Origin of the sequence: Sphingomonas sp. TZW2008, from assembly GCF_002117915.1 — a bacterium.
Taxonomy (GTDB): Bacteria; Pseudomonadota; Alphaproteobacteria; order Sphingomonadales; family Sphingomonadaceae; genus Sphingomonas.
This window is the reverse complement of record NZ_BDJB01000010.1, coordinates 56,633-71,311: the sequence shown is the minus strand read 5'-3', so window position 1 is coordinate 71,311 and position 14,679 is coordinate 56,633. Positions and strand designations below refer to the sequence as shown.

14 protein-coding genes are annotated in these 14,679 nt (G+C 69.7%); all 14 read right to left on the bottom strand.

What is annotated here, in order from left to right:
* Positions 1-47: 47 nt before the first annotated feature.
* Positions 48-731 (bottom strand): PIG-L deacetylase family protein, encoded by a 684-nt coding sequence (locus tag B7L05_RS13465; RefSeq protein WP_085810825.1) that lies wholly within the window; start codon positions 729-731, stop codon positions 48-50.
* Positions 731-1,939, bottom strand: a complete 1,209-nt coding sequence (locus B7L05_RS13460) for a glycosyltransferase family 4 protein (protein ID WP_085810805.1) — start codon at positions 1,937-1,939, stop codon at positions 731-733. Before B7L05_RS13460 ends, B7L05_RS13465 begins: the two co-directional genes overlap by 1 nt.
* A complete protein-coding gene (locus B7L05_RS13455) occupies positions 1,936-2,766 on the bottom strand; it encodes a sugar phosphate isomerase/epimerase (protein WP_085810804.1) in 831 nt (276 codons plus the stop codon). The genes B7L05_RS13460 and B7L05_RS13455 overlap by 4 nt, the downstream gene beginning before the upstream one ends.
* Positions 2,763-4,253 carry a YcaO-like family protein gene (locus B7L05_RS13450; protein ID WP_085810803.1) on the bottom strand — a complete coding sequence of 497 codons (1,491 nt, stop codon included), beginning with the start codon at positions 4,251-4,253 and terminating at the stop codon, positions 2,763-2,765. Before B7L05_RS13450 ends, B7L05_RS13455 begins: the two co-directional genes overlap by 4 nt.
* A complete protein-coding gene (locus B7L05_RS13445) occupies positions 4,250-5,065 on the bottom strand; it encodes a hypothetical protein (RefSeq protein WP_144037283.1) in 816 nt (271 codons plus the stop codon). The genes B7L05_RS13450 and B7L05_RS13445 overlap by 4 nt, the downstream gene beginning before the upstream one ends.
* Positions 5,056-6,048, bottom strand: a complete 993-nt coding sequence (locus B7L05_RS13440; RefSeq protein ID WP_085810801.1) for a Gfo/Idh/MocA family protein — start codon at positions 6,046-6,048, stop codon at positions 5,056-5,058. The genes B7L05_RS13445 and B7L05_RS13440 overlap by 10 nt, the downstream gene beginning before the upstream one ends.
* Entirely contained in the window at positions 6,048-7,181 is a 1,134-nt protein-coding gene (locus B7L05_RS13435) for a bifunctional 2-polyprenyl-6-hydroxyphenol methylase/3-demethylubiquinol 3-O-methyltransferase UbiG (protein ID WP_218776018.1), read from the bottom strand. The genes B7L05_RS13440 and B7L05_RS13435 overlap by 1 nt, the downstream gene beginning before the upstream one ends.
* A complete protein-coding gene (locus B7L05_RS13430; protein WP_256926734.1) occupies positions 7,178-8,119 on the bottom strand; it encodes an HD domain-containing protein in 942 nt (313 codons plus the stop codon). Before B7L05_RS13430 ends, B7L05_RS13435 begins: the two co-directional genes overlap by 4 nt.
* The gene (locus B7L05_RS13425; protein WP_085810800.1) at positions 8,116-9,294 is read right to left on the bottom strand and encodes an inositol-3-phosphate synthase; all 1,179 of its coding nucleotides are present in this window, start codon (positions 9,292-9,294) and stop codon (positions 8,116-8,118) included. The genes B7L05_RS13430 and B7L05_RS13425 overlap by 4 nt, the downstream gene beginning before the upstream one ends.
* Positions 9,295-9,401: 107 nt before the next feature.
* Positions 9,402-10,184 (bottom strand): Crp/Fnr family transcriptional regulator, encoded by a 783-nt coding sequence (locus B7L05_RS13420; protein WP_085810799.1) that lies wholly within the window; start codon positions 10,182-10,184, stop codon positions 9,402-9,404.
* Positions 10,185-10,360: 176 nt separating this feature from the next.
* Positions 10,361-12,673, bottom strand: coding sequence for a xanthine dehydrogenase family protein molybdopterin-binding subunit (locus B7L05_RS13415; protein WP_085810798.1), 2,313 nt, complete (start codon positions 12,671-12,673; stop codon positions 10,361-10,363).
* Positions 12,670-13,656: a xanthine dehydrogenase family protein subunit M gene (locus B7L05_RS13410; protein WP_085810797.1), complete on the bottom strand. Its 987-nt coding sequence runs from the start codon at positions 13,654-13,656 to the stop codon at positions 12,670-12,672. Before B7L05_RS13410 ends, B7L05_RS13415 begins: the two co-directional genes overlap by 4 nt.
* On the bottom strand, positions 13,653-14,153 hold the full coding sequence (locus tag B7L05_RS13405) for a 2Fe-2S iron-sulfur cluster-binding protein (RefSeq protein ID WP_085810796.1): 501 nt from the start codon (positions 14,151-14,153) through the stop codon (positions 13,653-13,655). Before B7L05_RS13405 ends, B7L05_RS13410 begins: the two co-directional genes overlap by 4 nt.
* A 61-nt stretch (positions 14,154-14,214) precedes the next feature.
* Entirely contained in the window at positions 14,215-14,646 is a 432-nt protein-coding gene (locus B7L05_RS13400; protein ID WP_085810795.1) for a MarR family winged helix-turn-helix transcriptional regulator, read from the bottom strand.
* Positions 14,647-14,679 lie beyond the last annotated feature (33 nt).

Genomic DNA, 14,679 nt, shown 5'->3' with positions numbered 1-14,679 from the left:
CGCGTGATCGATACGCTCGCCGCCGTCGATCCACCCAATCGCCATCATTAGAGCGCGTGCAACCGCTCCTCGTCGATCGCGGCGATCGCGGCGGTGAGCCGGTCGGCGGACCCGAACTGGAAGCCGATCTGCGTCGTGTAGGCGGCGCACATGGCGAGCTGCGCCGCGCGATCGGCATCGTCGAGCGCATGGACGCACGCCGCTTGTGACAGGCCGGCGGGGGCGGCGCGCGTCAGATAGGGCCAGTCCTCCCAAAACAGGGCGGACGTGCTGGTCGCGGCGATTGCATCGCGGACCAGCCAATGGTCGACGTGATCGCCGATCGCCATCGGCCCCAGGAGCAGGTCGGGCACGAGCGACGCGATCTGCTCCGCGATCGAGCGCGTCAATACGGGAAGGATGTCGTCGTCGTCGCGGCGCGCGCTGAACAGCTCGGCAGCGCTGGCATAGCCGCGGTGCGGGGCCTCGAGATGCGGCAGGTGGACGACCTCCGCCTCGATCACCGCCGCCGCCGCGCGGTCCTCGTCGCGCCGCAGCGCCATATAGTCGACGTCGGGCGCCAACCCCTTGTCGAGCTGACAGGCGAGCGCGAAACCCTGCGGCCGCGCGACATTGCCGGTGAAGCAGGTGACGATCGTCACTCGGTCCCCTCGCCGCCGATGCGCGGCGAGCAGCCCACCGATCGAGAAGGCCGCGTCGTCGAGATGCGGCGAAATGGCGACGACATGCATCACAGCAGATGCGGCTCCGCACGGAAGCGGCACGGCGCGATCGCGATGTTCGGATCGACGCCACTGGGCGGCGCGGCCGGGCGCAACGCCGCATAAATGCCCATGATTTGCGCGCCCACCGCGTGCCAACTGTAGACGCGGCGGCATTCGACGAGCGCCGCGTCGGCGAGCCGATGGCGAAGGCCCGCATCGGTCACCAGCCGCGACAGCGCCTGCGCCTGCGCCGCGATGTCGCTTGCCTCGACCAGCAGCCCGTTCTCCCCGTCGCGAATGCAGTCGACCACGCCGACCGAGCGGCACGACAGCACCGCGTGGCGGCTCGCCATCGCCTCGAGGATCGTGTTCGAGAAGCCTTCGGCATAGGTCGGCGACACGAATACGTCGTGGTCGCGGTACAATGCGGGCACGTCGGCATAGTCGGCGTAGCCGGTGAAGGTCACGCGATCACCGAGTCCCAGTTGGGCGGCGAGCGCCTGCGCCGGCGCGTAATCGGGGCCGATGCCGGAGATCGTACAGCGCCAGTCGCCGGCGACCTGCGGCAGCGCATGGAGCATGTCGAGCACACCTTTGCGGCGGTCGACGCGGCCGTGATAGAACAGTCGGACGGGCCCATCCTCGACCGCGACGCCGGGGGTGAAGCGATCGGTATCGACCGCCCCGGGCACGATGGTGAAGCGCTCGATCGGCGTGCCGAGCCGCTCGTACACCTCGCCCGCAAAGCTGCGCCCGCCAATCAGCAGCGCGTTGGCGTGCGCCAGTACGCGTTCCATCGCGATGCGGTGCGTGGCGCAGCATGATCCCACCCAATGCCCGTCGCCGCCCTGGATCGAGACGACGCACGGCAGTTTGAGCCGCTGCGCGGCGAGCAGCGTCGCCCAACCGGTGGGATAGCCGTATTGCGCGTGAAGCACGTCGAACGGCGCTGCGGCATGTTCGACCGCGATCGTGTCGACGATCATGGCGATATCGGCTTCGAAATCGCCGCCGGATTGCTCGCCAATCGCCTCCAATCCGATCACCTTGACGCCGGGCACCGCGGGCGGCGGGCCGCCGCCGTAGACGCGCGCGCGGTCGGGATCGCCGTAATATTGGCTCACCATCGTCACATCGTGTCCGGCGGCGACCAATTGGCGCAGCAGGTTGATCGCGTAGATCGACATGCCCGAGATCGCGGGGAAGAAGCGCCGCGAGACGAAGCAGATCCTCACGCCGCGATGCCCTTCAGATAATCGATCGCCTCGGGGATTGCCTGGTGCGCGCGCGGGCTCTCGCGCGACAGCTCGACGCAGACGAGCCGCCGGTATCCGATCTCTCTCAGCGCGGCGAGCACCGCGGGCATGTCCATGTCGCCCTGCCCGAACGGCAGGTGCGTGTGATCGCCGCGGCGCATGTCCTCGACCGCGACGGTGCCGATCGCCGCGGCGTAGTCGCGGATCGCCGTCTCGGGCGCGATATCCTGCGTGACGAGGCAGTGCCCCGTATCGAGCGCGAGCCGTAGGCGCGGGTGCCGCGTGGCGAGCGCGGCATAGTCGCCTACCGTCTCGATCAGCATCCCCGGTTCGGGCTCGAAGCTCGCATCGACGCCCACCGCCTCGGCATAGTCGAGCACTCGCGCCAGCCCGTCGTCGAGCCATCCACGCGTCGCCGCGTGATCGATCCCCGCCTGCGGCACGCCCGCCCAGAACGACACCGTCTCGCTGCCCAGCCGCGCGGCGATATCGAGCGCGCGGCACAGAAAAGCGACGCGGCGCGCGCGCCCTTCGGCATCGCGTGCGATCAACGTCGGCTCGTGCTTGACGCGCGGGTCCAGCAGGTAGCGCGCGCCCGTTTCGATCACGCTGCCGAGCCGCAACGTGTCCAGCAGCCGGCCGACGCGCTCGGTCTCGCGCTCCCACGCGTTGGCGAAGGGGTCGAGATGATGGTGGTCGAGCGTCAGCGCGACGCCGTCGTAGCCCGCCTCGGCGATCAGCCGCAGCGCGTCGTCGAGCCGGTGGTTGGCCGCGCCGTTGGTGTTGTACGCGAAACGCAGGCTCATTCGACGCCCGCCTCGAACGCGACGTGATGCGCCTCGGGCTCGCGATAGAGCGGGTAGAGCGGGCCGACGAGGCGATCGGCCATCGCCGTGTCGAACAGCGGATGGCCAAGCCGTTCGGCGTCGGCCTCGGGCAAGCGAATGCGGCGGAGCGCGGCGCCCTCCTCGCCGAACTGTACCAGCGGCGAGCCAAGCTCGAGCAGCTTCTCGGTGTTGCGCGCGCCGATGCGGTAATAGCTCATCGTCTCCACCTCCATGCCGGGCACGATGACCTTGACGACGGTGACCGCGCGATCGGGCGGCGACATGTCGACGTAGAGGATGTCGAACCCCGCCGCCTCGACCGCGGCGCGCGCGGTGAGCGCGCGGGCATGGCCGTCAGGCGCGGGCTGCGTCGGCAGCGCGGAGAAGGCGTGCGACGCGCGTTCGGCGAGCATGCTGTGCGAGAGCCAGTCGCGCAGTTCCTCGGCGTTGCGCCGCGTCCATTCCTGCATCGCGGCGAACGCGCGCCGGTCGCTCGACTTCGCTGCCCCGCCGGCCTGCGCCATGAAGCGCTCGACATAGCCCGCGGGCGCGACGCTGGCGACGAGATCGGCGGGGCCGTGCGCGAACGCCTTGCGCGCGCGGCTGGCGGCGAATTCAGTCAGGCACTTGTCGAGCGCGGCGTCGCGATCGGCGTGGCACGCCTCGCCGCACGCGGTGACCATGATCGGCGCGGCGGGCGCAGCGCGCTCGTCGACGCCGACGCAGTAGAGGTTGGGAAGGCCGAACTGGTCGGTCGCGAACTTGGGGATTGCACGGATGCCGGCTGCATCGAACCGATCGAGGATCGCGCGCGTCGATGCCGGCAGATCACTGTCGAGCGACAGCGCCGTGCCGCGATCGAGCGCGCGAAAGACGACGCCGTTGCCGTCGCGCTGCAGGATCTCGCACAAGCCATGCCCGATCGCCCAATCCAGATCGGGGCCGGCGCCCATCCCGTTCGAGATAATCGTCGTGAACGGCCGATAGCCCGGCGCCAGTTCCTTCGCCGAATAGGCGGCGAGATCGATCGGGACGAGCACGGTCGAGCCGTCCGCCCAACGCTTCGCCTCGACCCAGTCGAGCACGGTATCGTGGTCGACGGACGATCCGGCGGGCAGGCACAGCGTCAGCGGATCGGCGATCGCGCGCGTGCCCAGCGATGCGGCGAGATTGCGATAGCTGCCGGTAGTCTTCTGCCGTGCACCCAGCGTCAGCGTCGGCCACACCATTTCGGCGATCTCGCCCAGCCCGCCGAGCACCGCCGCCTCGTCGGTCGCGCCATAGCCGACGCCATAGGGCATGATTCCCGCCAGCGCCAAATCCTCCGGAAACAGCGCGACGACCCACACCGGCAACTCCAGCCGGTCGAGCGGGTGGATCGGGAATGCCACCACGTCGCCGCGCGGAAATGCGTCAAGATAGGCGTGCGCGGCGGCGCCGAGCCCCTCGGGCAGCCCCGACCTCACAGCGGCAACCGCTTGACGCCTGGCGCGCGCGCCAGGCCCTCGTCGAGCGCGGCGAGCGCGGTGTCGCGGCCGATATCTGGTGCATATTCGAACGGCGTCAGCAGCGCATCGAAGGGAAGCGGGGCAATGGTGTCGCGATAGCGACGCAGTTCGGCATGGGTCAGCGGAATGTCCTTGTGAAAGGCCTTGTGGCTGGAAATCGACTGGCTGCGACCGTCGCCGTCCTGATCGATCTTGAACATGTCGCCGCAGAACAGCCGTCCGCCGGGCGCATCGTGCAGGCATGCCTGGCCTGCGTAATGGCCGCCGACGTGATGCAGCGTGTAGCCGGGGGCGAGTTCGAGCACGTCGTCGAACGGGGCGGTGACGCGGAACGCCTTGGTCATCGACAGATCGTCGCGCTGGATCGCGACGATAGCCGGATCGAAGCGGCGCTGGAGCTGGAACAGCGCGCCATAGCCATGCGCGTGGCTGGCCGAGAGGAAGGCGACGCCGCCGAGCGTCGCGATCCGGTCGAGCATCGCGTCCGAATAATAGGGCGCCGCCTCGAACGCGATGTTGCCGCCTTCGCGCACGATCAGCCATCCGGTGCCGGCGAGGCCGAGCGCCGGGCGCGTAGTGAACGCCCACAGGCCGGGCGCCACCTCACGCGCGTCGCCCTCATGCATCGCGGCGACCTCGTGCTCGGGCAGGAAGCGCCAGCCGTCGGCGGGTAGATCGTTGCGCACGTCGCTGCACACCGGGCAGTCGGGCGGCGCGAAGTGATGCTGCCAGAAGCCGCAGTTGGCGCAGGCGAACCAGCTCAAAGGCATAGGATCGCCTCCTGATAGGCAGCGTCGAAGACGCGCATCAGCGCGATGTCGCGCGGCATCGAGAAATCGTGCGCACCGCCGCGCACCGCCGCCATGAACGCCGCGGCCTGCGCGGCGAAGGGGCTGCAGCCGGTGTCGAAGGCGATCGGCGTCTCCTCGCCCGAACGCGCGCAGCGGCGCACGACGCTGCCGCCCGCGGTCTGCCCCATCGTGTCGGTGGCGACGATCAGCCCGTGCTCGCCCAGCACCTCGAGCCGGCGGCGCGGCAGCACCTCGGCGCAATTGTAGGCGACGTGGCTCTGGAACAGCACGCCCGACGCGGTCCGCCCCGCCAACACGCCGCCGTCGTCGGCCGAATAGGCGTGGATGCGCCGCTGGAGCTGGATCGACAATGACGTGACCGGCTCGTGCAACAGCCGCTCGGCAAGGTCGAGGCCGTGGAGCGCGAGGTCGATCACCGCGCCGCCGCCCGCACGTGCCGGGTCGACGCGCCAATTGTCGTGCGCCGCGCCGTCGGGCGACCACAGCGGATCGACCCAGCAGGCGTAGACGATGCGCACCGCGACCGGGCGGCCGATCTCGCCCGCGACGATCGCCTCAGCGATCGCGCGATGCGCGGGATGGTGGCGCTGGTCGAAGGCAGTGCCGTAGAGCGTATCGCCGACCGCCGCCGCCATCGCCTCTGCGTCGACGAGCGATGCCGCGATCGGCTTCTCGCACAGCACCGGTAGCCCGGCCGCGGCAGCCGCGCGCACCGGGGCGAGATGCGCGTCGTTGGGCGCGGCGACGTAGACGAGGTCGCACCCGCTCGCCGCGATCATCGCCTCGACGCTGTCATACGCTGCGATCCCCGCGGCGCTTGCCCGGTCCCGCGCGGCGGGCGACGGATCGGCAACCGCCGCGACCGTCCCTCCTGCCGCGGTGATGCCCGGCGCCATGTGGTCGCGCGCGACCCAGCCGTAGCCTGCGATCCCCCAACGCATCACCAGCGCTCCGGCAGGTCGACCAGGCGGCGTAGGCGCACTGGGTCGGCGAGAAAGGTGAGTTCGTCGTCGCGCTTCGCCCAGAAGCAGCCGGGCGCATACTCGTCGCGCCAGCGCTCCGAGGGCCACGCAACGTGTTGCTCGCCAGGCGCGTCGCCGATCAGCGGGTTCGGCCGCAGCACCGCGTCGTCCGCGGGCAGCGCCACGCCGCCGGTCAGCGCGCGCGACGATGTGGCCGGCTCGACGATCGACCATGCCTCCACATTGGGATCGGCGCGCCAGCCCTGCGCCTGCGGTCCCCCGGCGTCGAGCAGCGCGCCGAGCAAGGCGCGCTCGTCATAGACCGCGGCGTCAGGGAACAACGCCGCCCATTCGGTCCAGCCGCGCGCCGGGCCCTTGCTGCCGCCGTGATAGTCGGCGTTGTGCAGATGGCTGACCGCGAGCACGCCATCGGGCGCGAGCGCCGCGCGCAACCGCTGCGCGATGGTAGGCTGATCGGGCAGGAAGTAGAAGGCGTCGTTGCACAGCACGAGATCGAAGCGCCGATCCACAATCGGCCACGGCGCGCTCGCGTCGAACACGACATAGTCCGCCGCGGGGGCGACCCAGTGTTTCGCCAGCCAGCATTTGGCGAACACCACGTCACCGCCGACGCAGGCGACACCCGCGCGGCTCAGATCGCGTAGATAGTGGCCGATGCCGCACGCCAGTTCGAATGCGGTGACGGGCGTGGTCCAGTGCGCCTCGATCAGCGCCAGCCCAGCGAGATAGGTAGGATCGACCCAGCGATAGGCGAAATAGTCGGCGACCGGCCCCATCCGCAGCAGCGCCATCGCGTCGCGCAGCGACAGCGTGTCGCGCTCACGCACCAAGCGCTTGAGCTCAGACAGATCCGTGGCAGGTCCGGTCCACCAGGCGTCCTGATCGGTTAGCAACGCGACCAGCGCATCGTCGGGGCAGCCGGCGTCGAGATGGTCGAGCGCCACCGCGACCAGCCCCTCGCTCTCGATGCGGAGATAGGGGATGCCGTCGACCACCGGCCAGCGTTCCCCTGGGGCGGCGAGCGAGTGCGGCGTGTCGGCGACGAGCGGCCGGCCGGTGATGGGTGACCGCAGCGCCGCCGCCATGCTCATGCCAGCCCCGCGTCAGCGAGGATTCGGTCGTGGAACGCCTTAACCGGCCCGTCATGGACGAGGCCATAGTCGTCGAGCACCACGTCCATCGTCAGCCGCGCGGCGCGCGTGAACTGCTCGATCTCCAGCACGCGGTCGAGCACGTCGGCGACGTGGAAGGCGCGCGCCTCGGGCGTGCGATCGCCGCCGATGGGTTCGATCGCCGCCTCGACGATCGGGCGCAGGCGATCGTCGAGTTCGCCAAGCGCGGAGGCGCGGGCGTTGGCGATCGCGGCATTGAGCGCACCGCCGAGTAGCATCTCGCCCGAGTAACCGCTGTCGGGCATGTCCGCGTTGTGCAGGTGATGCGCAAGCCCGGCGACGAAAACCGCGGTCGGATCGGCATCGTGCCAGCCGCTCGCAAGCACGCCGTATACCGCGACCATCAGGCAGTGCTCGGCGTGGTTCTCGGGCGGCTGGAGCAGGATGCGCGGCCGCCCGGGACAGGTGACGCCCGCGCGCGGTTGGCGGGAGAGCTTCCCGACGAAGGCGGGCACCGGCCCGGCTTCCGGCCGCCCCCCGATCAGCGCCTCGCGCAACTGCGCGCTTAGCGCGGCGGGGAGCTCGGGTGCGATCTCGTCGAATGCGCGGCCGAGGATCGCCGACGCCTCGTCGCTGATCCCGAGCAAGGCGAGCGCGGCGGCATCGATGTCGCCGAGCCGCGCCGATACCAGCGCCGCCGCTACCGTGCGCGCCATCACGCTACCCGCCGCATCGCCGCGGACCAGCGCCGCCCACGCGGCGACGAACAGCCGTTCGGCGATCGATCCGGGGGTCGCCGCCGAGTGGATGCGCTTCAGGTCGCCAAGCTCGCGAAACAGCGGCAGTACGGCTGGGGTCAGCCCCTTCGCCGCATTGGCTCCGGTCAAGGTATTCGCCGCCACGGGGGCGCCGATCACGCGTCGCGGCGATCGAGCCAGCGGTCGAGAATCAGCTGCTGCTCGGGCACCGCATGTTCCGGTGCGCCGCCGCGCGTCTGCGGCAGCTTGAAGAACAGGCCGAGCTGCTCCTGCACCCCGCCCTCGCCGCGCTGGTGCGCCAGATCGAGGCACCGCGCGATCTCGATCGCGAGCGGCGCCGCGAGGATCGAGTCCTTGCACAGGAAATTGAGCTTGAGCTGCATCTTCTGGCCGAGGAAGCCGGTCAGATCGATATTGTCCCACGCTTCCTTGTCGTCGCCGCGCGGGCGATAATAATGGATCATGATGATGTGATCCTCAACCGGATAGCCAAGGATCTGATCGAGCACGCTGCCCTTGGTCCCGAGCTTGGAAGCGAGCGACTTGGGATCGTCGAGCGCCAGCCCGTCCGAATTGCCGAGGATGTTGGTCGAAAACCAGCCGTCGACGTGCAGCGCGCGATCGCGCAGCGCAGGCGCGATCACGGTCTTCATGAACGTCTGCCCGGTCTTCCCGTCCTTGCCGGCGACCGGCACGTTGCGCTCGGTGGCAAAGGCGGCGAGCGGCGCGATGTCGGCGGCGACCGAGGGGGTGAAGTTCGCGTACGGCGTGCCGGCATCGATCGCGGCATAAGCGTAGAGCATCGCCGGGCTGATCGCGGCATCGTCGCTGTCGAGCCCGCGTTCGAACGCGTCGCGCGACTGCAGCGCGGGATCGTCGGCGCCCGGCACGCGCTCGGTCGAGGCGAGGTTGACGACGACGACGCGGTCGAGCCCCTTGTCGCGGCGAAAGCGATCGAGGTCGCCCTGGATCTGCGCGATCGCCGCGCGGTGCCCGCCGGTCAGCTTGTTGCCGCCGTCGATATTGGCGCAATAGCCAGTGCTTCCCGCGGCCTTCCAAGGGCGCATGTCGTTCAGCACCGCCGCGCCGTCGGCCAGTTCCTTCTCGCCGATCACGCCGTGGCGCAGCGCGAGGTTGCCGAGCGTGTCGTCGGCGAGATCCCAGCCGCCGAACTCGAGGTCGCGATAGGATGCCATGCCGGCAATGTCGCGCCCCGCCAGCGGCAGCCCGGCGAGGCTGTTGGAGCCCGCCTTGATCATCTCGATCCCGGCAATGGCGGTGGTGGCGACGGCGCCGCCCACGCCAACGATCGCAACACCCAGACGTTCGGCCATAAAGATTTCCCCGCTCGACCCGGAAACGGGCCACCCAACGCCGAACCGCGGGCAAATGGGGCGGTTGCGGGAAATTTGCGGGTAACGGAACTTTCGTTGCGCGGTCGTTACATATGTTCTTCGATCCGGGCGGTTGTATGATCCATGTCACTTCTCGGCCCGGCGGTGGGGAGCCAGTCGGTCGCGATCTCGCCGTGCCGATCCTTGAAATCGACCAGTCGGGCAAGGCGGTCGACGTCGTTGATCCGGATCAGGCGCCCGGTACGCTCGACCAACCCCGTCTCCTCCAGCGCTTTGAGCGATCGATTGACGTGCGTCTTGGTCAGGCCGACCGCATCACCCAGATCCTGCTGCGTCAAAGGTAGCTCGAACGTCGACCCGTCGAGCCCGTCCGCCACGCGCAACCGCGAGCGGATGTCGAGCAGCAGCGTCGCGATCCGCGTAAAGCCGTCAGTCCTCCCGATCGACGTCAGCCGATCCGCCATCGCCACCTGTTCCGACGCGGCGACGGCATAGAGCAAGGCGCCGAGTCGCGGCTGCGATCGGAACAGCCGACCGAACACGTCCTTCGGAATCTGATAGAGGTTCGCGGGGCTGACCGCCTGCAGCCTCGCGGCGCTGCGCCCCCAGGCGATAGAGAAGGTCGTCGTCACGTCGCCGACGAAGTAGAAGCGCAGGATCTGCCGCCCGCCGTCCTTGAGCCGTACCGATCCGTGCAGCCACCCGCTCGCCACGAGGTAGAGCTGGTCGGTCGCCGCCCCCTCCTCGATCAGCACCTCGCCGGCCGCAACGCTGCGCTCGCGCCGTTCAAGCCAGCGCAGCGCGTCGCGCTCGGCGAAGGTCAGCGGCGTGTATTGCGACAATCGTGCTTCAAGCGGACTTTCGATCATTGGTCCGGAACGTACCGATCGGGCAGCGTATCCTTCAAGGCTGATCCGCCGCCCGCCCACCCCCGCAATCGCACCTGCCTGCGCACCGGCATCGGGCGATCGTACGAGCCGGTACACAGGCGCCGCAGTGCGCGGATCGGCGTGGCTCAGATTAACGCCGCGGCGCCCGCCCAATCCTATAACAGCTTGTCGAGTGTTATCGGCAGGTCGCGCACGCGTTTACCGGTGGCGTTGAACACGGCATTGGCAACCGCCGCTGCGACCCCGGTGATGCCGATCTCGCCAATCCCGCGCGCGCCCAGCGGCGATCGCGGATCGGGGATCCCAGTCCACATCACCTCGATTTCGGGCACGTCGAGGTGTGCGGGCACGTGATAGTCGGCCAGCGTCGGGTTCATGATCCGCCCGCTGCGCTCGTCGAGCCACGTCTCTTCGGTCAGCGCGAGGCCAAGCCCCATGATCATCCCGCCGCGGAACTGGCTGGCGGCGGTACGCGGGTTGAGGATCGTGCCGCAGTCGAACGAGCCGAGCAGGCGATCGACGCGGATTTCGCCGGTCACGTCACTGACGCGCAGCTCGCAGAACATCGCCGCGGTGGAATGCATCGCGAACTTCATCATTTCGAGCGGCGGTGTGCCGGTCGCGGAAACGCTCACCTCGTCGCGATTGGCGCGGGCGAGAATCGAACGAAAGGTCTCGTGCCGGGTCGGGTCGGCGGCGCTCGCCATCCCCTGCTCGATCAGCCGGATCTCGCCCGGTCGCAATCCGGCGAGTGGGCTGTCGTTGCCGGCCAGACGGAGCAACTCGCCCGGAAGCTTCTCCGACGCGGCGAGCAGCGCGCCGGCGATCGACACGCTCTGCCCCGATCCACCCGCCATCGGCGCCGGCGGCAGATCGGAATCGCCCGTCTCGATCGCCACTGCCTCGATCGGGATGCCCAAGCGGTCGGCGACCTGCTGCGCCAGCACCGTCGAGGTCCCCATGCCCATCTCCTGCGCCGAGCAGGCCAGCGTCGCTGTGCCGTCGCGCCGGATCGTCAGGCGGACGGCGGCGCCGGGCATGCGGATATAGGGAAAGCTGCCGCTGCCGCAGCCCATGCCGATGCGCCATTCGCCCTCGCGCCGTGTGCCAGGCGTGGCGGAGCGGTGCTCCCAGCCGAACCGCGCCGCGCCGTCCGCCCACGACTTGGCCGCGGCATGTTGCGAAAAGGGCGCGCCGGTGATCGGATGCTTGTCGGGCAGGTTCCGCAGCCGCAGCTCGACCGGGTCGATCGCCAGCTCGTGCGAAAGCTCGTCGACGGCGCTTTCGAGCGCAAAGGTGCCGATCGCCTCGCCCGGTGCACGCATGAAGGTGTTTGGCACCACCGCCATGTCGATGTGGCGCTGCACGATTTCGAAGCTCTTCGCGCGATAGGCCGACCTTGTGCCAAGCGTATAGGCCTCCGGGCATGCGCCGTAGGGCGGCATCACCGAATAGCCGTTGTGGATCAGCGCGGTGAACCGGCCCTCGTTATCGGCACCGATCGCCACCCGCTGCTCGGTCGCGCTTCGTCCGCCCACGATGCGATACACGCTCTCGCGGCTGAGCTGCAGCCGCAGCGGCCGACCGACCATCCGCGCCGCGGCAACGGCGACCACCTGGTGATCCCAGAAGCCCTTGCCGCCGAAACCGCCGCCGACGAACGGCGAGAGCACGCGCACATCCTCGCGCTTCAGCCCGAACAGCTTGGCTAGCGTCGCGGCCTCGGACGCGATCATCTGCGTCGTGTCGTGCACGGTCAGCTTCTCGCCCTCCCATGCGACGGTCAGCGCGTGGAGCTCGATCGCATTATGGTTCTGCCACTGCGTGCGATAGAGATTGTCCACTTGGTGCGGCGCCTGGGCGAGCTCGCGCTCGGCGCGGCCGACCGACACGTGGTTGCGCTCGATCAGCAGCGACGGGATGATCCGCGCGCCCGCCTTCGCCGCTTCGAAGCGCGTCTCGGCCGGTTCGGCGGTATAGTCGATGTCGATCAGCGACGCCGCGTGATCGGCCTGCTCCTGCGTTTCCGCGACCACCGCCGCGACGACTTGGCCGTTGTAATGTACGCGGTCGTCCTGGAGGATCGGCAGGCTGCTGTTGCCGACCGCGGTCGGATCGGTGATCGCGATCAGCGAGGGGCCGGACACGCGCGGCATGTTGCGATGGGTGACAACCAGCAGCACGCCCTCGGCGGCCTCAGCCCGTGCCGTGTCGATCCGCGTGATCCGCCCGCGCGTGATCGTCGCGTGGACGAGCGCGGCGTAGCACAGGTTCTCCAGCGGCACTTCGGCGGAGAAGCGCGCCTGGCCCTGCACTTTCGCGTCGCCATCGATCCGCACGGCCTGCCGCCCTACTTCGCCGCGCCGGCCGATCAGCGGGTCGGGCGTGCCGCCGGGCAGCCATTGCGCGGGGACCCAGCCGAGCGCGCTGCGCACCGTGCCGACGAGGACATTTTGTACCCTGCTCATGCCTGATCCTCGCACAGCGCGGAGAGAACCGCAGCGAGCGTCCGCTGCGCCAGCGCCACTTTGAACCCGTTGCCCGGCTGCGGCTCGGCCGTGGCGAGCTCCGCCGCCGCCGCGGCGACGAACGCCGCCTCGCTCGGCACCTTACCCTCCAGCGCCGCCTCCGCGAGCCGCGCCCGCCACGGCTTGTGCGCGACGCCGCCCAGCGCGATCCGCGCCTCGGCGATCCGCCCGTCCTCGACCACCACACCGGCCGCGACCGAGACGAGCGCAAAGGCATAGGAGGCGCGGTCGCGCACCTTGCGATAGTCCGATCGCGCCGCGAGCCGCGACGGTGGCAGTTCGATCGCCACGATCACGTCGCCCGGTTCCAGGGCGGTCTCGATGTCGGGCCGCTCGCCCGGCAGGCGGTGGAAGTCGGCCAGCGGCACGACGCGCGCATCGTCCTTGCCCGCGACATGCACCCGCGCGTCGAGCGCGGCTAGCGCCACCGCCATGTCCGACGGATGCGTCGCGATGCACGCGGGCGAAGCCCCTAGGATCGCGTGATAGCGCGTGAAGCCACCGATCGCGTCGCACCCGCTGCCCGGCGCACGCTTGTTGCAGCGCGATCCCGCTTCGTCGGCGAAATAGACGCAGCGCGTCCGCTGGAGGAGGTTGCCGCCAGCCGTCGCCATGTTGCGGATCTGCGCCGAGGCACCCGCGAGGATCGCGCGCGACAGCATTGGATAGCGGCTGCGGATCAACGGGTGGGCGGCGATCGCCCCATTGCGCGCGCCGGCGCCGATCACGATGCTGCCGTCCGCCGCTTCCTCGATCCCGCCCGGCAGACCCGTCACGTCGACCAGCGTCGCGGGCTGCTCGACACCCTTGCGCATCAGGTCGACGAGGTTGGTCCCGCCGCCGAGCAGCCGGTGGCCAGCCATGCCTGCCAGCCGCACGGCATCGCCTGTGCTCTGCGCACGCCGATATGCCACCGGCGTCATGCCGCCTGCCCCTCGGCTACCGTCATGATCGCGTCGATGATCCCATTGTGTGCGCCGCAGCGGCAGAGATTGCCGCTCATCCGCTCGCGCACCTCCTCGCGCGTCAGCCGCGCCGGCGCGGCGAGATCGCGCGTCACGTAGCTCGGCACGCCTGCGGCGATCTCCTCTAGCATCGCGCTCGCGGCACAGATCTGCCCCGGCGTGCAATAGCCGCACTGGAAGCCGTCATGCTCGAGGAACGCCTGCTGCAACGGGTGAAGCCCGTTCGCCCCCAGTCCCTCGATCGTGGTGACCGTGCGGCCGTCCGCCTGCGCCGCCAGCGTCAGGCACGACAACACGCGCTGGCCATCGATCAGCACCGTGCAGGCGCCGCACGCGCCCTGGTTGCAGCCGATCTTGGTGCCCGTGAGGTGCAGCCGCTCGCGCAACAGATCGAGCAGCGAGACGCGGGCATCCGCCGGCGGTTCGATCGGAGTGCCGTTGATCGTGATTGCCATGAATCTCTCCCGGCGACGCCAGTAGCGCGCCAACAGAGGAATATCACGAAGTTCGTACTATTCAAGCGTCGTCGTTCGCGACCTTCGCCATCATCGCGATCAGCTGGCGCCGCTCGGCAGGGTCGAGCGGCGCGAGCAAGCGGCGGTACAGCTCGCCATACATCGCCTGGAGCGCCGCGACCCTGCTCTCGCCCGCCGGCGTCAGGTGCAGCGCGACCGCGCGGCGATCCGCCTCGGGCCGCTGCCGCCGCAGCAGGTCGCGCTTCACCAGCCGGTCGGTCGCCGAGGAGACGGTAGTGTTCGCCACCCCCAGGAAGCGCGCGACATCGCTCGGCCCGCAGCCGTCGCTGCGCGCGACATAGGACAGGATCTGCTTGTCGAGCTCGTTGAGCGGCCGCTCCGGCCCGAGCGCCTCGGCCAGCTTGTGACGGCGCGCGAACAGCTCGAACGCGGCGCCGAGCGCGGCCAGTTCCTCGTCGGTCGGCATGGTCATGACCCCGGCTTAGACCCACCGGGCAGGATTATG

Bases quoted from the DNA above. Each gene is read 5' to 3' on its own strand.
- B7L05_RS13465 (WP_085810825.1), bottom strand. From the start codon at position 731: ATGCATGTCGTCGCCATTTCGCCGCATCTCGACGACGCGGCCTTCTCG.
- B7L05_RS13455 (WP_085810804.1), bottom strand. From the start codon at position 2,766: ATGAGCCTGCGTTTCGCGTACAACACCAACGGCGCGGCCAACCACCGG.
- B7L05_RS13445 (WP_144037283.1), bottom strand. From the start codon at position 5,065: ATGCCTTTGAGCTGGTTCGCCTGCGCCAACTGCGGCTTCTGGCAGCAT.
- B7L05_RS13440 (WP_085810801.1), bottom strand. From the start codon at position 6,048: ATGCGTTGGGGGATCGCAGGCTACGGCTGGGTCGCGCGCGACCACATG.
- B7L05_RS13435 (WP_218776018.1), bottom strand. From the start codon at position 7,181: ATGAGCATGGCGGCGGCGCTGCGGTCACCCATCACCGGCCGGCCGCTC.
- B7L05_RS13425 (WP_085810800.1), bottom strand. From the start codon at position 9,294: ATGGCCGAACGTCTGGGTGTTGCGATCGTTGGCGTGGGCGGCGCCGTC.
- B7L05_RS13420 (WP_085810799.1), bottom strand. From the start codon at position 10,184: ATGATCGAAAGTCCGCTTGAAGCACGATTGTCGCAATACACGCCGCTG.
- B7L05_RS13415 (WP_085810798.1), bottom strand. From the start codon at position 12,673: ATGAGCAGGGTACAAAATGTCCTCGTCGGCACGGTGCGCAGCGCGCTC.
- B7L05_RS13410 (WP_085810797.1), bottom strand. From the start codon at position 13,656: ATGACGCCGGTGGCATATCGGCGTGCGCAGAGCACAGGCGATGCCGTG.
- B7L05_RS13405 (WP_085810796.1), bottom strand. From the start codon at position 14,153: ATGGCAATCACGATCAACGGCACTCCGATCGAACCGCCGGCGGATGCC.
- B7L05_RS13400 (WP_085810795.1), bottom strand. From the start codon at position 14,646: ATGACCATGCCGACCGACGAGGAACTGGCCGCGCTCGGCGCCGCGTTC.